18 protein-coding genes are annotated in these 17,424 nt (G+C 70.1%); 10 read left to right on the top strand and 8 right to left on the bottom strand.

Annotation, left to right across the window (positions count from 1 at the left end):
- Positions 1 to 125: 125 nt before the first annotated feature.
- The 5 genes from FE633_RS25420 (at position 126) to FE633_RS25400 (ending at position 3,805) form a co-directional block, all read left to right on the top strand.
- Positions 126 to 641, top strand: a complete 516-nt coding sequence (locus FE633_RS25420; protein WP_138047550.1) for an NUDIX hydrolase — start codon at positions 126 to 128, stop codon at positions 639 to 641.
- A gap of 43 nt (positions 642 to 684) precedes the next feature.
- Positions 685 to 1,077 (top strand): YidH family protein, encoded by a 393-nt coding sequence (locus FE633_RS25415; RefSeq protein WP_138047508.1) that lies wholly within the window; start codon positions 685 to 687, stop codon positions 1,075 to 1,077.
- Positions 1,074 to 1,424, top strand: a complete 351-nt coding sequence (locus tag FE633_RS25410) for a DUF202 domain-containing protein (RefSeq protein WP_138047507.1) — start codon at positions 1,074 to 1,076, stop codon at positions 1,422 to 1,424. Before FE633_RS25415 ends, FE633_RS25410 begins: the two co-directional genes overlap by 4 nt.
- Before the next feature lie 137 nt (positions 1,425 to 1,561).
- A complete protein-coding gene (locus tag FE633_RS25405) occupies positions 1,562 to 2,584 on the top strand; it encodes a phosphotransferase family protein (RefSeq protein WP_138047506.1) in 1,023 nt (340 codons plus the stop codon).
- Positions 2,585 to 2,590: 6 nt separating this feature from the next.
- A complete protein-coding gene (locus FE633_RS25400; RefSeq protein WP_138047505.1) occupies positions 2,591 to 3,805 on the top strand; it encodes an acyl-CoA dehydrogenase family protein in 1,215 nt (404 codons plus the stop codon).
- A gap of 111 nt (positions 3,806 to 3,916) precedes the next feature.
- On the opposite strand, the gene FE633_RS25395 is transcribed toward FE633_RS25400, so the two are convergent.
- Genes FE633_RS25395 through FE633_RS25385 form a run of 3 tightly spaced genes read right to left on the bottom strand, consistent with a single transcriptional unit; the run spans position 3,917 to position 6,985 of the window.
- Positions 3,917 to 4,510, bottom strand: a complete 594-nt coding sequence (locus FE633_RS25395; RefSeq protein ID WP_138047504.1) for a TetR/AcrR family transcriptional regulator — start codon at positions 4,508 to 4,510, stop codon at positions 3,917 to 3,919.
- A 25-nt stretch (positions 4,511 to 4,535) separates the two neighbouring features.
- Complete coding sequence (locus FE633_RS25390; RefSeq protein ID WP_138047503.1) at positions 4,536 to 6,221, bottom strand: class I adenylate-forming enzyme family protein; 1,686 nt, start codon at positions 6,219 to 6,221, stop codon at positions 4,536 to 4,538.
- The gene (locus tag FE633_RS25385) at positions 6,218 to 6,985 is read right to left on the bottom strand and encodes an SDR family oxidoreductase (RefSeq protein ID WP_138047502.1); all 768 of its coding nucleotides are present in this window, start codon (positions 6,983 to 6,985) and stop codon (positions 6,218 to 6,220) included. Before FE633_RS25385 ends, FE633_RS25390 begins: the two co-directional genes overlap by 4 nt.
- A 186-nt stretch (positions 6,986 to 7,171) precedes the next feature.
- Between FE633_RS25385 and FE633_RS25380 the strand changes: the two genes are divergently transcribed.
- Together FE633_RS25380 and FE633_RS25375 are read left to right on the top strand one after the other, a co-directional pair.
- Entirely contained in the window at positions 7,172 to 8,491 is a 1,320-nt protein-coding gene (locus FE633_RS25380; RefSeq protein WP_138047501.1) for an exo-beta-N-acetylmuramidase NamZ family protein, read from the top strand.
- Positions 8,492 to 8,694: 203 nt separating this feature from the next.
- Positions 8,695 to 10,098, top strand: coding sequence for a serine-threonine protein kinase (locus FE633_RS25375; RefSeq protein WP_138047500.1), 1,404 nt, complete (start codon positions 8,695 to 8,697; stop codon positions 10,096 to 10,098).
- A 310-nt stretch (positions 10,099 to 10,408) separates the two neighbouring features.
- On the opposite strand, the gene FE633_RS25370 is transcribed toward FE633_RS25375, so the two are convergent.
- Entirely contained in the window at positions 10,409 to 13,270 is a 2,862-nt protein-coding gene (locus FE633_RS25370) for a penicillin acylase family protein (protein WP_138047499.1), read from the bottom strand.
- 59 nt (positions 13,271 to 13,329) lie between these two features.
- Here FE633_RS25370 and FE633_RS25365 point away from each other — a divergent pair, with 59 nt between their 5' ends.
- Both FE633_RS25365 and FE633_RS25360 read left to right on the top strand, forming a co-directional pair.
- A complete protein-coding gene (locus tag FE633_RS25365; RefSeq protein ID WP_138047498.1) occupies positions 13,330 to 13,563 on the top strand; it encodes a hypothetical protein in 234 nt (77 codons plus the stop codon).
- A gap of 15 nt (positions 13,564 to 13,578) precedes the next feature.
- Positions 13,579 to 14,181, top strand: a complete 603-nt coding sequence (locus FE633_RS25360; protein WP_119103396.1) for a hypothetical protein — start codon at positions 13,579 to 13,581, stop codon at positions 14,179 to 14,181.
- A gap of 76 nt (positions 14,182 to 14,257) precedes the next feature.
- Here FE633_RS25360 and FE633_RS25355 read toward each other — a convergent pair whose 3' ends face one another.
- Both FE633_RS25355 and soxR read right to left on the bottom strand, forming a co-directional pair.
- A complete protein-coding gene (locus FE633_RS25355; RefSeq protein ID WP_138047497.1) occupies positions 14,258 to 14,776 on the bottom strand; it encodes a hypothetical protein in 519 nt (172 codons plus the stop codon).
- 130 nt (positions 14,777 to 14,906) lie between these two features.
- Positions 14,907 to 15,431, bottom strand: coding sequence for a redox-sensitive transcriptional activator SoxR (gene soxR / locus FE633_RS25350; protein WP_138047496.1), 525 nt, complete (start codon positions 15,429 to 15,431; stop codon positions 14,907 to 14,909).
- A 123-nt stretch (positions 15,432 to 15,554) separates the two neighbouring features.
- On the opposite strand from soxR, the gene FE633_RS25345 reads away from it, so the two are divergent.
- Complete coding sequence (locus FE633_RS25345; protein ID WP_138047495.1) at positions 15,555 to 16,016, top strand: MaoC family dehydratase; 462 nt, start codon at positions 15,555 to 15,557, stop codon at positions 16,014 to 16,016.
- Between the two features lie 167 nt (positions 16,017 to 16,183).
- Here FE633_RS25345 and FE633_RS25340 read toward each other — a convergent pair whose 3' ends face one another.
- Both FE633_RS25340 and FE633_RS25335 read right to left on the bottom strand, forming a co-directional pair.
- Entirely contained in the window at positions 16,184 to 16,810 is a 627-nt protein-coding gene (locus tag FE633_RS25340) for a TetR/AcrR family transcriptional regulator (RefSeq protein ID WP_138047494.1), read from the bottom strand.
- Positions 16,811 to 16,972: 162 nt separating this feature from the next.
- Complete coding sequence (locus FE633_RS25335; protein WP_119103401.1) at positions 16,973 to 17,260, bottom strand: YiaA/YiaB family inner membrane protein; 288 nt, start codon at positions 17,258 to 17,260, stop codon at positions 16,973 to 16,975.
- Positions 17,261 to 17,424: the final 164 nt, after the last annotated feature.

The raw sequence follows: 17,424 nt of genomic DNA, 5'->3' as shown, positions 1-17,424 counted from the left end.
TACTGGTCAGTCAGATCCTTGGGCAACGGCGTGACCGAGTCAACTGCCTGGATGCGGCGCATCCCGTCCTGTTTGGATGACGCCATGAGTTCCCAGGAGAAGGCATGAGTTCCCAGGACAGCGGCATGAACCCCGCCGACGAGATCCTCGACGTCGTCGACGAGCACGACCGGGTGGTCGGACAGGCCCCGCGCGGTGAGGTGTATGCCCGCGGGCTGCGGCATCGCAGCGTGTTCATCGAGGCCCGGGACGCCTCGGGGCGCGTGTTCGTCCACCGCCGCACACCGACCAAGCTGATCTTCCCGTCCCTGTACGACATGTTCGTCGGCGGGGTCGTCGGGGCGGGCGAGACGTACGACGACGCCGCGCTGCGCGAGGCCGAGGAGGAACTGGGCGTGACCGGCCTGCCGCGGCCGGTACGTCTCTTCAAGTTCCTGTATGACGACGGGGCCGGGCAGACCTGGTGGTCGGCCGTGTACGAGGTGCGCTGCGAGGTGCCGGTGCGTCCCCAGGCGGAAGAGGTCGCCTGGCACGGCTTCCTGCCGGAGGACGAGGTCCGGCGGCGGCTCGGCGACTGGCCGTGGGTGCCGGACGGGCTGGCGGCGTACGAACGCCTGCGGGAGTACCGGGCGACGGGCTGAGACGGGTTCGGTTTTCTTCCCCGCGGTCGGTAAGGTCGCCCATGTGATCGAATTGGTGCGGAACGTCCGAGTGTGGTTCGCGCCCGAGCGGGTCAGGGAGGACGGCGCCACGCCGGACTACCGGTTCTCGCTCGCCAATGAGCGCACGTTCCTGGCCTGGCTGCGCACCGCGCTGGCACTGATCGGCGGAGGCTTCGCCGTGGATCAGTTCCTGCCGGACCTGCGATGGGGTTGGCGGGTCGGGCTCGCGCTCGCGCTGCTGGCGGCCGGGGTGCTGTGCTCGTTGCGCGCGGTGAACCACTGGGTGCGCTGTGAGCGCGCGATGCGGCGCGGCGAGGACCTGCCGGTCTCCCGCTTCCCCGCGCTGCTGGGCATCGCGGTGGCGATCGTCGCCGTCGCGATGGTCGTGATCGTTCTCGCCGGCTGGGAAGGATGACCGTGCCCGCCGCACCGGACCCCCATCAACAGCCCGCCGCGCGGGACCCCGGCCTGCAGCCGGAGCGCACCCGGCTGGCATGGCGGCGTACGACCCTCGCGAGCACCGTCGTCGCCGTGCTCGCCGCGAAGACGACCCTCCAGGGCGGGCCGACGGCCGCGCGGGTCGCCCTGAGCGCCGTGTGCTGCGCCCTCTGGCTGGGCTTCCTGGCCGTCGCCCATCACCGCATCCGCACGCTGGCGACGGCCGAGGGCGGCCGCCCGGCGGCCCTCACTCCAAGGCACGCGACGGCCGCGGTGCTGTGCACGGTGGCCCTGGCCGCCTGCGCGGCGGCGCTCGTCTCCTGAAGCGATCCGGAAGAGATCTACCGGAAGAGATCTAATGGAGGCCGAGACGCGGATCACGTTTCGTCCCCGCACTGGACGGCATACCGACCGGTCGGCATCATAAGTAGGACCCCTTACCCGGAGTACGGAGGAACACGATGAGCTCAGACCACCCGCCAGGTCTCGATCTCGACCGGTTGCGCGGGCTGCTCGACGCCGAGCGGCCCGGACTGGTCAACGGCCCGCTGACCGGCCGGCTGATCGAGGGCGGACGGTCGAACCTCACGTACGCCGTGACGGACGGCACCGCGCGATGGGTCGTACGACGGCCTCCGCTGGGCCATGTGCTGGCCACCGCGCACGACATGAAGCGCGAGCACCGGGTGATCAGCGCGTTGCACCCGACCGCCGTGCCGGTGCCGCGGCCGGTGCTGCTGTGTGAGGACGAGGAGGTGCTGGGCGCGCCGTTCTACGTCATGGACTTCGTGGAGGGCACGCCGTACCGGACCGCCCCTCAGCTCGCCCCGCTCGGTGCGGAGCGCACCCGCGACGCGGTGCTGAGCCTCGTCGACACGCTGGTCGAACTGCACGCGGTGGACCCCGCCGAGGTGGGGCTGGCGGACTTCGGCCGGCCTGAGGGTTTCCTGGACCGGCAACTGCGGCGCTGGGGAAAGCAGTTGGACGCCTCCCGCAACCGGGAGCTGCCCGGGATCGACGAACTGAGCGCCGCGCTCGGGCGCGAGCTGCCGCACTCCCCCGCGGCCACGGTCGTGCACGGCGACTACCGGCTCGACAACGTACTGATCGGCGAGGACGGGCGGATCGCGGCGATCCTCGACTGGGAGATGTCCACGCTCGGTGATCCGCTCACCGACCTGGGGCTGCTGGTGATGTACAGCATCCCGCTGGAGGTGCCCGACTCCCCCGTTTCCACGACCGCCTCGGCCGCCGGGCATCCTGCACCGGCCGAGATCGTCGAGCGGTACGCCGCGCGCTCGGGGCGCGACGTGTCCGCCGTCGCCTGGTACACGGCGTTCGCCTGGTTCAAGCTCGCCGTGATCCTCGAAGGCATCCACTACCGCTACACGCTCGGCCAGACGGTCGGCGCGGGCTTCGACCGCATCGGCGAGCTGGTGCCCGTGTTCATCGGGCACGGCCTGACCACTCTTCAGGAAGGCTGACCGGACATGGACTTCGCTTTCGACGCACGTACCGAAGAACTGCGGGCGAGGCTTCTGGCCTTCATGGACGAGTACGTCTATCCCGCGGAAGCCGTCGCCGAGGAGCAGCGCGCCCGGCTCGCCTCGCCGTGGGACACGCCCGCCGTGGTCGGGGAGTTGAAGGCCGAGGCCAAACGGCAGGGTCTGTGGAACCTCTTCCTGCCGGACGCCGAGTACGGCGCGGGGCTGACGAACCTCCAGTACGCGCCGCTCGCCGAAATCACCGGCCGTTCCCCGCACTTGGCCCCCACGGCGCTGAACTGCGCGGCGCCGGACACCGGAAACATGGAGGTGCTGGCCCAGTTCGGCGACGAGCAGCAGAAGAAGCAGTGGCTGGAGCCGTTGCTGGCGGGTGAGATCCGCTCGGCGTTCGCGATGACGGAGCCCGAGGTGGCCTCGTCCGACGCCACGAACATCACCACGCACATCGAGCGGGACGGCGACGAGTACGTCATCACCGGCCGCAAGTGGTACATCTCCGGGGCGATGAACCCGGATTGCCGGATCTTCATCGTGATGGGCAAGACGGATCCGGACGGCGCCGACATCCGCCGCCAGCAGTCCATGGTGCTCGTGCCCCGTGACACTCCGGGCGTCGAGGTGCGCCGCGCGATGCAGGTCTACGGGTACGAAGACCACTCTCACGGCGGGCACGCCGAGGTCGTCTTCGACCACGCGCGCGTGCCGGTGGCGAACCTCGTCGGCGAGGAGGGCGGCGGCTTCGCCATCGCCCAGGCGCGGCTCGGGCCGGGCCGCATCCACCACTGCATGCGGCTGATCGGCATGGCGGAGCGGGCCATCGAGCTGATGTGCCGGCGGGCAGTGTCACGCACGGCCTTCGGCAAGCCGCTCGCCCAGCAAGGTGTGGTGCAGAACTGGATCGCGGACGCGCGGGTCGCCGTCGAGCAGGTGCGGCTCCTCGTCCTGAAGACGGCCTGGATGATGGACACCGTCGGCAATCGCGGGGCGCACACCGAGATCCAGGCGATCAAGATCGCGACTCCGCGCACGGTCGTCGACATCCTCGACAAGGCCGTCCAGCTGCACGGCGCGGGCGGCGTCAGCCAGGACTTCCCGCTGGCCGAACTGTGGGCGAGCGCCCGCACGTTGAAGCTCGCGGACGGCCCGGACGAGGTGCATCAGCGCTCGCTGGCCCGCCGGGAGATCAAGCAGTACCTCTAGGCCTTCAGGGCCACGCGGCGCCCAAGGCGCGGTCGTCACATTCCCATCGACCCCCGCGGACAGGAATGTGACGGCCGGCCTGTCGGCCGCGCCCCTACGGCCGCCGCACCTCTACGGCCGCAGAGCGCGCAGCAGCAGGTCGGCGAGGTGGTCGGCCACCTGCTGTGGGGTCAGCGGCCCGTCGGGGCGGTACCACGTCGACAGGTGGTGGACGGAACCGAAGTGGTAGTCCACCACCAGGTCCGCGGGCGTTGCCTTGGAGAAGACGCCCGCTTCCTGCCCCTCCTCGATCAGGGCGCGGAAGCGTTCGTGGTAGCGGCGGCGTTCGGCGCGTACCTGCTTGTTCTTCTCGGGGCTGAGGTGGTGCATGGAGCGGAAGAAGATCGCCGCGTCGTCGAGGTTGTCGATCGTCGTGACGACGACGTCCGCCGCGGCGGCCCGCAGCCGCTCGTCGACGGGCGCGTCCGCGTCCGCGAAGGCGTCAAGACGCTCCTGCTGAACGCGCAGCACGCGCGCGTACACCTCGTGCAGCAGGTCGTCCTTGGAACCGAAGTAGTGGTACAGGGCGCCTTTGGTGACGCCCGCCGCCTCGACGATCTCCTGCACCGAAGTGCGGTCGTACCCCTGCTCGGCGAAGAGTCTGGTGGCGGCCGCCAACAGCCGCCTCGGTACGGGTGTCCCGTCCCCGTCCGTCATCCTGGCCACTTTGCAGCCACCTGCCTTCCGAAAGTCACTGACCGTTGTCGGGGCTGCCCGCACCGTCCGTGCGCGTGCGCAACTCCCGCCGGAGGATCTTCCCACTGGCCGTTTTCGGCAAGTCAGGCAGGATCTCGACTACGCGCGGAGACTTGTACGCTGCCAGTTTCTCCCTGCAATACGTAGCGAGTTCGTCGCCGTCCGTGTCACTGCCGGGGCGCAGACTGATGTACGCCTTGACCGTCTCGCCGCGGTAGCTGTCCGGTACGCCCACGACCGCCGCCTCACGGACCGCCGGGTGGGTGTAGAGCACGTCTTCGACCTCGCGGGGCCACACCTTGAAACCGGACGCGTTGATCATGTCCTTCTTGCGGTCGACGACGTAGAGCCAGCCGTCCGCGTCCATGAAGCCGATGTCGCCGGTGCGCAGTTCGCCGTCCGGGAAGGTCTCCGCGGTGGCCTCGGGGCGCCGCCAGTAGCCGGGCACGACCTGCGGTCCGCGCACGAGGATCTCGCCCTGCTCCCCGAACGGCACCTCCTTGCCCTGGTCGTCGACGATGCGTACGACCGTGTCGGGGCCCGGCACACCGACGGCCAGCGTCCCGGAGACCGGATCGACGGGGGCCTCCTGGCCGGGCGGCACGGAGGCGCACGGCGCGCTGCACTCGGTGAGGCCGTAACCGTTGCGGATGTACGGCCCGAAGCCGGCGCGGAACTTCTCGACCAGCGCGGGCGGCAGCGGCGCACCGCCCGAGGAGATCATCCGGAAGGACGCGAAGTGCTCGCGCGTACAGGACGGGTGGGCGGCGAGTGCCATGAAGGCGGTCGACGGGCCGACGGTGTAGACGGGCCGGTGTTCGGCGAACGCGTCGAGGACGACGCCCGCCTCGAAGCGGTACGCGAGGACGAGCGTTCCGGCGCTGTTGAGGCAGGCACCGAGCTGGCAGACCATCCCGGTGATGTGGAACAGGGGCGCCATCGCGAAGTAGACGGGCGCCTCGGGCAGGCCGAGGCCCGTCCGCTGCCGCTCGGCGTTGAACATGATGTTGCCGTGGGTGTTGGTGGCGCCCTTGGGCGTGCCGCTCGTGCCCGAGGTGTAGCTGATGAGCGCGATGTCGGACGGCCCGGGGTCACGGCCCGCGGGAGCCTCGTGGCGCAGCCGGGCGACGGTCGCCAGGTCGTCCGCGTCGGCGGCCTGCGGCAGCCGCTCGAAGCTCAGCACGCGCGCGTCGTCGCGCGATTGGAAGTCCAGCTCGCATGCGGTGAGGACGATGCGTACGGGCGAGTCGGCGGCCGTGTCGCGCAGATACGACTCCCAGGCACGGTCCGCGCAGACGAGCGCCGTGACCTCGGCGTCCCGCAGGACGTGGCTGACCTCGCCGGTCTTGTACATCGGGTTGACGGGGACGACGATCGCGCCCGCCTTCCAGGCGCCGAGGAGGGCGAGCACGAAGTGCGGGCTGTTCTGCAGCAGGATCGCGATCCGGTCGCCGGCCCGCACGCCACGGGCCGCGAAGTACGCCGCCAGGGAGTCGCTCAGCTCGTCCACCTCGGCGTAGCTCAGCCGTCCGTCGAAGTAGGCGAGGCAGGGGTGATCCGGCGTTTCGGCGACGGCTGTGCGCAGGGCGTGCACCAGCGAGGGCGCCGGGCTGACGGGTGCGCGCTGGGCGTCGTTGAGACGGGCGAGCCACGGCTTCGCCGCGTACAGAGAGGTCGTCACCTGCCGTCCGCCTCCCACTTCTGCTGGATGTGGTTCATGTTCGTCAGCCAGCGGTCGGGGTCGGTGGCCCGCGCCCGGTAGAACCCGGCGACCTCGGGGTGCGGCAGGATCAGGAAGCGGTCCGCCTCGATGCCTTCGAAGAGCGCGTCCGCGACGTCCTCGGGCTCGATCGCGGTCGGCTGGAGCACGAGATCGCCCGCGCTGCCCGTGGCGGCCAGCATGTCGGTGCGTACGCCCTGGGGGCAGATCGCGTGGACCTTGATGCCGCGGTGGCTATAGGTGAGCGAGAGCCACTCGGCGAAGGCGTACGCGCCGTGCTTGGTGACGCTGTAGGGGGCGGCGCCGACCATCGTGAGCAGGCCCGCCGCCGAGACCGTGGAGACGAAGCGGCCGCTGCCGCGCTCCAGCCAGGCGGGGAGCAGTTCGTGCGCCGCGCGGACGTGGGCCATCACGTTCACGTCCCAGGCCAGTGCCCAGACCTTCTCGTCGGCTGCCTCGGTTCCGCCGGAGGCGAGGCCGGCGTTGGCGCAGTAGACGTCGACCGTGCCGCCGAGCGCGTCCCGGGCCTCGGTCACGATCGCGGAGGCGTCGCCGGGGACCGCGATGCCGCCGATCTCGTCGGCGACGGCCTTCGCCTTCGCGGCGTCCAGGTCGTTGACGACGACGCGGGCCCCTTCGGCTGCGAAGCGGCGGGCCAGTGCGGCACCGATACCGCCTCCCGCTCCGGTGACGACCACTCCGGCATCCTGCACGGCTTCCACCATCGGTCTCCTTCGACGCGACGAGAATCGGCTCTGCTGCAGGCCAGACTAACCGGTCGGTATGTAACTGTGGAAGGGGTGGTGGCCCGCACCACAGGGGTGTCCGACCGGTTCTGTCCGCTTCGTTCCCCGGCGCCGATCCGCACGCTAGCGTGCGGATGCCAGCTTCCGCGACCATGGAGGTACACCATGCGCCCCCACGTTCCCGGCACCGCCCGACCGGGGGGCAACCCGCTGCCCAGACGGGGATTACTCGCCGCCGCCACCGCCGCGGCCGCGTTCTCGGCGGGCCCGTCCACCGCAGGCGCGTCCAGCGCGGCCGCGCAGACAGCGGGTTCGGGTACATCCGCAGCCGGCGGTCGCCGGTTGCGTACCGGCTTCGAGCGCCTGGCCGCGGGCGGCTACGCGCCGCTCGACGGCGAGCGGGTCGGCATCGTCACCAACCCGACGGGCATCACCAGGGACGTACGCCACATCGTGGACGTGATGCACGCCGACGACCGGGTGAACCTGATCGCGGTGTTCGGACCCGAGCACGGCTTCCGGGGGACGGCCCAGGCGGGCGGCTCCGAAGGGCGGTACGACGACCCCGCGACCGGACTGCCCGTCTACGACACGTACCTGAAGAGCGGCCGGCCCCTCGCCGACATCTTCACGGCCTCCGGCGTCGACACCGTCGTCTTCGACATCCAGGACGTGGGCGCGCGCTTCTACACGTACATCTGGACGCTGTACGACTGCATGGAGGCCGCCGCCCTCGCGGGCAAGCGCTTCATGGTGCTCGACCGGCCGAACCCGGTGACCGGGCGGGCGGCCCAAGGGCCCGTGCTGCACAAGGAGTTCGCGACGTTCATCGGACGACAGCCGATCTCACAGGCGCACGGCATGACGGTCGCGGAGCTCGCGCGGCTGTTCAACGGCGAGTTCCTGACGTCTCCGGTGCCGCTCGAGACGGTCCTGATGAGCGGATGGAAGCGCACCCAGTTCTACGACGACTCCGGGCTGCCGTGGGTGCCGCCGAGCCCCAACATGCCGACCCCCGACACCGCCCTCGTGTATGCGGGAACCTGTCTCTTCGAGGGCACGAACCTGTCGGAGGGGCGCGGTACTACCCGCCCGTTCGAACTGCTCGGCGCGGAGGGCATCGACCGGCGCTGGGCCGCCGAGGTCAGTCGACTCGGGTTGCCCGGCGTGCACTTCAGGGAGGCGTACTTCGCGCCCACCTTCTCCAAGTTCCAGGGCAAGACCGTCGGGGGCGTACAGATCCACGTCCACGACCGGACGGCGTACGACCCCGTACGCACCGGAATCGCGCTCCTGGTGACCGCCAGGAAAGCGTGGAGCGGCTTCGCCTGGCGCTCCGACAACTGGATCGACAAGCTCACCGGCTCCACACAGGTACGCACGATGATCGACGCGGGGGCGAGCGCCGACGAGGTCGTGGCGGCGTGGCAGGGAGAGCTGGCCGCGTTCCGGCGCGTACGCCGGGAGTACCTCCTGTATGGCTGAGCCGCTCTGCCACCGGTAGGCCCCTCGGTTACGGCTGAGCTCCTCTGCCACCGCCGAGCCCCTCGTGCCACCGCTGATGCGCCCCCTTCCACCGAGACATCAGTTCGGGCATGCCGGACCTGACGTGGCGTATGGCCAACCTTCGCCCTCGGCGGGACGATGCGGGCACATCGCACCGGACACGGGGCCGAAGGGGGCTCGTCATGGCGGAACCGGATGTGGGCGTGACTCCGTACTGGGAGTTGACTTTCGACGCGGACGGGGATGTGAACGGCAAGCAGCGCGACCGGCTGCTCCAGCAGGCGCGGGAGCGGGGCGTCCACGACCTGCTCGTGTTCGCGCACGGCTGGAACAACGACCGGTCGATCGCGACACGGCTCTACAGCCGCTTCTTCGAGCACATCCCCGGGCTCGCGCCGACGGCCCATCTCGGATACGTGGGGGTGATGTGGCCGTCGATGCGGTTCACGGACGAGCCGATCCCCGACTTCGAGCGGTCGGTGATCCCGGCCGCGCCCGGCCGCCCAAGGCTGGACAAGGGCACGCGGCGCGCGCTGGTGGAGGTCTTTCCCGATCGGGCCACCGTGATCGACCAGATCAGCGAGTTGCTCGACGAACAGCCGGACGACGACGCCTCGTTGGCGGAGTACGGGCGGCTCGTGCGGCTCCTTGTCGAGGCGCCTGCTGAGGGGCCGCAGACCGGTTTCGCCGAGGACACCTTGACGGAAGGGCCGGAGGGACCGGAGGGACCGGCGGGGACGGCGGGGACGGCGGGGACGGCGGGGAAACCCCGGTCCGAGCCGGAGATGCTCTCCGGGGACACGGCGGAGATGTGCCGGGCTTTCGCGCGGGCGCTCGCCGACACCGCGCACGACGGCGAGGGCGCGCCGGCCCCGCCGGGACCCGGCGGGGCCGAGGCCGCGTTCGGGCTGCCCCAGTTGTGGGACGGGGCGCACGAACTGCTGCGCCAGGCCACCTACTACGCCATGAAGCGGCGCGCCGGCACGGTCGGTGAGCGCGGACTCGGACGCACGCTCGGGCAGCTCGCGCATGCGTCGCCCGACCTGCGCGTCCATCTCGCGGGGCACAGTTTCGGCGCCCGACTCGTCTCGTTCGCGCTGCGCGGGCTGCCCGAGGGCGTACACACCGTCAAGTCCGTGACCCTGCTCCAAGGGGCCTTCTCCCACTACGCGTTCGCGACGCGTCTGCCCCACAACGCGCGGGGCAAGGGGGCACTGCACGGGCAACAGAGCCGCATCGACGGCCCCTTGGTGTGTTGTTTCTCGCGCTTCGACTCCGCGCTCGGCACGCTCTATCCGCTGGCCTCGCGCATGGCGGGCGACGACTCCTCGGCCGCCGGCCTCGGGCTGCCCCGCCTTCTCGGCGCGAAGTGGGGCGCGCTCGGCCACAACGGGGTCCAGGCGGTCGAGGGCACGAAGAAACTCACACTCGCCGAGGCCCTGCGCACGAAGCTGCCGACGTCGGGGGTCGTGAACATCGACGCGGCCTCGGTGGTGAAGCGGGGTGGGCCCCCGTCCGGGGCCCATAGCGACATCTGCCACCGGGAGTTGGCTCAGGTGGTGCTGGCGGCGGGGCGCGTGCGGTGACGCGTGGCGGCGGAGGTCCGGGGTTTCTCGCCCCCGCCGCCCCTACCCATTCCCGTCCCCTGGGGCTCCGCCCCAGACCCCGCCAGGGGGCCAGCCCCCTGGACCCCCGCTCCTCAAACGCCGGAGGGGCTGAATTACCGCGGCCCGGGCTGATCATTTCAGCGGAGGCCGGCATCAATCAGCCCGTCCGGCGTTTGAGGACGAGGCCGTTCAGGCCGATACGGGGGTCTGGGGGCGGAGCCCCCAGGTACGGGATGGGACGGGTAGGGGCGGCGGGGGCGAAAAAACCGGACCCGCCGCCCCGCACCCGTCACCGATGCGACGGAAACTCCACCACCTGCTGATACGTGGGCCGGTTCTGCCACTGGATCGGGCGGTGGGTGATCCCGCCGACCGCTCGCTGGACGATCGCGTCCGCGCACCACTGGTCCCCGGCCGAGCACCGATCGTCGCCCGGGTAGACCTCGGTGGCGGGCTTGGCCGCGGCCCGGCCGAGGGTGCTCAGCAGAGCGTCCCGGCAGGCATCGAGGCCCCCGTCACCACAGAACGTAGGGCCCAGCTTGCCCTCCACCGGATCACCGAGAACCGTACGCAGGTCCTTGTCGACGTAGCCCCACCACCCGTACTGGAAGGCCGAGCCCGCATGCGCCCCGGTCGGACCGTGCCCCGCGGACGGCGACTCGTCGACCGTGAGCTGCGCGGTCAGCGCGGCCCACAGATCCTGACCCAGGCCGGGCTTGAACTCGGCCTCGACCAGCAGCGGCCACCACGCGTCCATCACCCGGATCGCGTCCGCGTGCGCATAGGTCTTCGAGGCCGCGGACGTCTGGTTGCGCTGGGCACCCGCCTTCAGCCAGGCCGCCAACTGGTCGACCGCCTTGGCCTGCGCGGGATCGCTGATCGGCTTGCCGCGCAGGATCCTCAGCAGTTCCGGCAGTACTTGCTCACCGCGCAGATCGGTGACCGCCGCCTCCGCCATCGCCCGCGCCAGGGCCGCCCTGGTGACCCCGCCCTTCGCCACGAGCTTCTTCACCCGCTCGTCGAGCAGGTCGCCCCGGTGCACCGCGCCCAGGCTGAAGTCGGCGGCACTGAAGTCCTTGGCCTGCTTGTTGTTCCAGGAGATGTAGTAGTCCTGGTTGACCGACTGCGGATGCTCGGCGGGCGGCGTGTGCGCGGCCGTGTTGTGCCCCGGGTCGAAGTCCTGCCACTCGTACGCCTTCTCGGCCTTCACCGGGAAGGAACCGTCGACGTCCTTCGCCCGCACCGGGTTGTCGCCGCTCATGTAGTAGGCGGTGTCGCGGGAGTCCGTGTAGAACCAGTTGAAGGCGTACGAGATGTGCTGTGCCGCCTGCTGGAAGGACTTCGCGTCCTTGACGTACGACGGGTCGTTGAACATCTGGAAGCCGATGACCGAGTCGGCTTCGTGACGGTAGGTGGAGCGCAGCGAGGTGTACGCGACGGGTTTGCCGTCGATCGTCGCGCGGTGGGTGACGATGCCGTAGTTCGTTCTGAAGACCCGCATCCGGTAGGAGCCCGCGGCCGTGGAGTCGGCGGTCGAGGGTTTCCAGGCGTTGGTCTTCTCCAGCTTCTCCATGGGGGTGCAGACGCCGTGGTAGAGGTAGGACGTGGACTGCTTGGTGGGTGCACCGCCGCCGGGCTCGCACAGCTGGACGGCGTAGGTGTCCGTGATGTCCTGGTGCGATGAGGTGGCCGACCAGGAGTAGTCCTGTCCCCGGCCGAGCTGCACGTACATGCCGACGCCCGCGAAGGAGACGCCGCGTGCGCTGATGCCGGGCCCCTGGAGCTCCTGCATCATCAGCAACTGCGGGGCGAAGTAGCCGGTCTGCGGACCGAAGACGGCGATCGGATGGCCACTGGCCGTGGACTTCCCCGAGACGAGCAGGGCGTTGGACATGCCCTTCTTGCTCGCGCCGCCGCTGAAGAGGTCTTCCGGGAGCACTCCGTCGTCGAAGATCCCCTTCAGGGGCTTCAGCGCGCTCGGCGTCGGCACCGCGGAGGTGGTCGTCCGCGCGTCCGTCCGGGCGGAGCCCGTGCGGTCGTGGACGAGTTGCTCCTTCTCGACGGATCCCGGATCGGGCAGGGCGGTGCCCTTCGGGTTCGCCGGCTTCTGTCCGTACGGGAAGCTGCTGCCGTCGTGGAGGGTGAGCACGGTCTCCGGGTCGTTGCGTCCGCGGAACGACTCCCAGACCTTGGCACCCTCCTCGAAGCCGTACTTCCGCTGGGCTTCGAGGAGGGAGAGCGCGGACTCGACCTCTCCCCCGCCGCCGGTTCCGAACAGGGCGCCCACGACGGAGGCGAGCGCGATCATGTCGGTCACCTTGAAGGGCTCGATCTCGCCCACGTTGGTGATCGAGTCGATCTTGCCGGTGAGGACGTACTCGCCGGGGAAGTAGCGGCCGTTCTTCGCCGCCACGCGGTAGGCGTTGAGGCCGTCGACATAGGCCTGGGCGTCCGCCATGGCCTGCTTCCCGCGCTCGCCGGAGTTGTTGAGCAGCCAGTCGACCTGCTTCTGGAGGTCGGCCTCCGTGTACGGGGCCTGCGGCCAGAACTCCTGCTCCAGCCCCTGGTTGGCGGCCGCGCCGCCCGCGAAGGGGGTCAACTCGCCGCGTCCGATGTGCCGGAAGAGGTCGATGAGCCACATCCGGTCCTGGCCGGCCGCGTATCCCGCGCCGAACTCGGTGCCGTAGCGGGTGGTGCCCTCGATGTGCGGGATGCCGTACTTCTTGTCACGTGTGATCGCCACGTCGCCACGGGGCCGGGTGACGGAGGCGACCTGGTCGGACGGGACGCCGAAAGAGGCGTCGGCGTAGAAGTTCTTGAGGGTGTCGTCGGTGAGAGTGGGGTACCCGGACGACAGCGCGTCGTACGGGCCGAGTTGATCGTCCGCATGGGAGGGCTGCGTACCGAAAACCTGGTGGGTGAGGATCTCGGCGAGCGTGGCGCTGCCGTTGGCACCCGGCGGCAGGATGTCCGCGCACTGCCCCTGGCAGTAGTCGGTCGCGGCCGCCGCCGGATCGGCGGCGGCGGACTGCGGCAGAGGTGACAGCAGACCAGCCGTGAGAACGAACACGGATACGGCTGTCAGGAACCCCGCGAATCCGCGGGGAGTTCTCAGTCTGTTGAGGGTGGTGCGTGAGGTGCGCCGTCGCATAACTGCTCCTCCCGGCGTTGGTGAGCCGGAGGTTACCGCCGGTAGCACGGAAGTGGAAGATGAGCAGTCGTCAGCTTTGCTCATCGCCACGTCGGGAGGTGCCGGGCGACACCTTGGACATGTGGCTGAAAGGGGTTGGGCAGGCGGCCGAAAGCCGTTCCAACGAGGGGCTGACGGGGGGGGTTATGGCCGTCATCGGAAATTGGATGGAGCCGAATCGGGTGTCGATACGTCTATTCGGCGACGTCCGTACGACGACGGCCGAAGTGACCGAAGTACAGGTGCAGGTGTGACGGAGGTGCAGGGCGATGGCCGGTTTCCGGAGTCTGGCGAGACAGGTGCGCGATCCGAGGAGCGATCTTGCACTGCGGCGCTATTCACTGCGCAAGTGCCTTGAAAGATTTGCCCCTTACGGGCATCGGGCCACCTGGGACCACCTGTGTTCCCGGGCCGGGTTCGGACCCGAGGACCGTTCCCCGGATCCGGCACGGCTGGTGGCCGCGCTCGACGAACTCGAGGAGGCGCGCTCGGTGTGGCTCGCCTACGAGGACGCGTTCGCCGAGCGCCGCAGAAAGGAAAAGCACGACGGGTTACGCCGGCCGGGCAGTGTGGACGACTGGCACCGGCTGACCTGGGGCGGTTTCGGAGTCGCGTGGTGCGACGACCCCCGGGTCCACCCCGATGAGCCGCTGGCGGAGGTACTGCGCCGGCTGATCGCGGCCCTGGAGCGCGAGCCCGGCTCCGTCTGCCCGGCGTGTTCGGGCGAACGCCTCACATGGAAGTACGACCTGGCCCACGAGCCGTCCTCGGGCCCGGTCTGCACAAGCTGCGGAATCGTGGTCCCGCGGCCCGTTCTGACACCCGAGGCCCTGGCCGAGGCCAGGCGGGGGCGCATGTTGGTGTCGGTCTGAGCACGACGGGGGTGCGCCGGTCGAAGCCGCACCCCCGTGCACGTAATGCCGTGATGGTCTTGACGCCCTGTGATGCCTACGGCCGCACGACATCCGTGTGGATGGCGAGCTTGAACTCCGCGAGGAATATCGGCACGGCGACCTTCGTGTCGCCGGTTCCGCGCGCGGATATCTTCAGGCCGAGTGGTGTGCCGGGATGCACGAACATCTGCCACACGTAGGTGCGGTACTGGCCGCCACGGGTCGTCTGGATGTCGGTGGTACCGGTCGAGTTGTAGCCCGTGCCGGCGTTCAGCGGGTCGCGCACGAAGCGCGCCCGGTACTCGTGTGCACGGGTGTCCGCCTGCCAGAACACCATCGCGCAGAGCACGCCCCAGCCGTCGTGGCTGGGCCAGATCAGCCCGGAGCGCGGGTCCGGGAACTGCGAGGCGGAGCCCGAGCCGTTCGCCGGGTCGTGCATCTTCCAGGGGTCGTACTGCTCCTCACCCGTGACGTACGGGAAGCGCACCAGGTGGTAGCCGTCCGGGTCGTACGTGATCCTCTGTGTCCCGGAGTGCGCGGATTCCCACTTCAGCGAGCAGATGGCGGTGCTCATGAGCGTTCTCCTCTCCGTGCCGGGTCCGTCCCAACTCCCCTGTGGACAAGACACGTTGACGGAGAAAGCGGTTGCGGAGCGGGGACCGCCAACTGCTTCAGCAGTCCTCGGGCACCTTCAGTCGCCCTTCTCAGGCGCCTTCGACTTCAACGCAGCCCTCGGGCGCCATCTCCCGGCGCATCCGCTTCGGCCGCCCGGAGCCGCGCTCCACCATGAGCCGCGAGCCGCTCCGCTCCTCGCCGAAGACGTCGTCCGGGTTGGACAGCACGCAGGTCTCCAGGGACAGGCAGCCGCAGCCGATGCAGTCCGTGAGGTGGTCGCGCAGGCGGCCCAGCTGCTTGATGCGCTCGTCGAGTTCGGACCGCCAGGCCTCCGAGAGGCGGGACCAGTCCTCCCGGGTCGGCGTGCGTTCCTCGGGGAGTTCGGCGAGTGCGTCACGGATCGTGGCCAGCGGGATGCCGACGCGCTGCGCGGCCCGTACGAACGCGACCCGCCGCAGTGCGTCACGCTGGTAGCGGCGCTGATTGCCCGTGGTCCGGCGGCTGCTGATCAGACCCTTGGACTCGTAGAAGTGCAGGGCGGAGACGGCTGCGCCGCTGCGGGCCGACAGCTGGCCGACCGTGAGTTCATGGATCTTCTCTGGAATCTGCGGCATCCCGTGAAGCCTACCCACCGCGCCCTACTCCCCGTCTGCACGCTCCCGGTGCGTTGACAGAGACCCCGCGGCGGACCATGCTAAGCAGTTGCTTAGACACCGTTACGTGAGAGGCCGGGAAACATGGCAGAGCCGAGGATCTTCACGTCAGCCGACGAACTGAAGGCGGCCGTGGGCGAGCAGTTGGGGCACAGCGACTGGCTGGAGATCGACCAGAAGCGGATCGACCTGTTCGCGGAGGCGACCGGCGACCACCAGTGGATCCACGTGGACCCCGAGAAGGCGGCGGCCGGGCCGTTCGGCACGACCATCGCGCACGGCTATCTGACGCTGTCGCTGCTGCCCACGCTCGTCCCGCAGGTCCTGCGCGTCGAGAACGTGCAGATGGGCGTCAACTACGGCACCAACAAGGTGCGGTTCCCCGCCCCCGTGCCCGTGGGCTCGCGGCTGCGCGCCACGGCGGTGCTCAAGGAGGTCGCGGAGGCGGGCGGTGGCGTCCAGATCACGACCGCGGTGACCGTGGAGCGCGAGGGCGGCGACAAGCCGGTGTGCGTGGCGGAGTCGGTGTCCCGCTACTACTTCTGAGCGGGGGCGCTCCGCTTGGGAGAGCCTGAGAGTCTGCGGATGGTTTTGAGCTGCGGGTGACACGTGGCTGGTCGCGCAGTTCCCCGCGCCCCCTACGGGGTGCGGGTGGCGCGTGGCTGGTCGCGCAGTTCCCCGCGCTCCTTATGGGGCGCGGCACGGCACCAGGCTCATCCCCTGGCCCCCACCATCCGCAGCACGAGGTCGGCGTAGAGCGCGCCGACCTCGTCGGGTGTCCGGGGGCCGTTCACGTTGAACCAGCGTGCGACGTCGACGCACAGGGACAGCACCGCGAGCGTGGTGCCCGGGACGTCCGGCACGTCGAACTCGCCCGCCGCCACACCGTCCTGGATGATGCCCCGCACGACGGCGTCCGTCTGGCGGCGCAGCCCGAGGATCTCGGCCCGGGCCTCGGGGCCGAGCGCCTCCAGTTCGTACTGCACCACGCGCGCCGTGGTGTGCTGCGCGGCGTGCCAGCGGACGAAGGAGCGTACGGCGACCGAGAGCCGCTCGGCCGCGCCGCCCTCGCCGTCGGCCGCCGCGTTCAGGATGGCGAGCGCCTTGTCGTGCCCGATACGGCTGATCCGGTGGAGCAGCTCTTCCTTGGTCTTGTAGTGGATGTAGAGCGCGGCCGGGCTCATGCCGGCACGGCCCGCGATGTCACGGGTGGTCGTCGCGTGGTACCCGCGCTCGGCGAAGGCCTCCACCGCGGCGACGAGCAGCCGCCGGGCCGCGTCCGGGGTGACCTCGGCCCACGGCCGCATCTCGCCGCCGGACGTCTCCTCCGCCGTACTCATCGCTGTTCGCCCCTTCTCCACTGACGCCGCTCCGCTGACAGGACGAACCACAATACCCCGGGACCTGAGCGGGCGCTTAGCGAGCGTATGACGTCCGCCCGGCTGCCCCTCCCCGAGAACCCGCGACGCCCCGCGACACCCTGCGACGACCCACGCGAGGGGTCACACCTTCTCGAAGGGGTCGTACTCCGCGAGGAGTTTCTCCAGCCGGGCCTGGTCGACCCGGCTGACGATCTGCCCGGCCTCCTGTCTGTCCCGGATCACCTTGGCCAGCGTGAAGGCCGAGGTGACGAGGTAGAGGACGGCGATCCCCAGGAAGCCGCGCACCCAGGCGTCGGCGTGCAGGTTGAAGATGCCGAGAGCGGTGGCCGCCATCGCGACGCCGAACGAGGCGACGGCCTGACCGTAGAAGGCTGCCGTGCTCTGCTGCTTGACCGGTGTCTCACTCATGCGGGCAAGTTTCGACGAATGGGCCGGAGACCACATCCGCCCACATACTCAGCCGGATACTCAGAAGACCGAAACGTCCGCAGCCGAAAGGTCAACAGCCGTGCGGAGCCGCCGCACACCGACGTTGAAGTCGCGCGGCGGAGCATCGCCCGCAGATCAGCACT

The organism is Streptomyces montanus, assembly GCF_005786655.1.
Classification (GTDB): Bacteria; Actinomycetota; Actinomycetes; order Streptomycetales; family Streptomycetaceae; genus Streptomyces; species Streptomyces sporangiiformans.
This window is presented reverse-complemented; position numbering and strand designations above follow the sequence as displayed.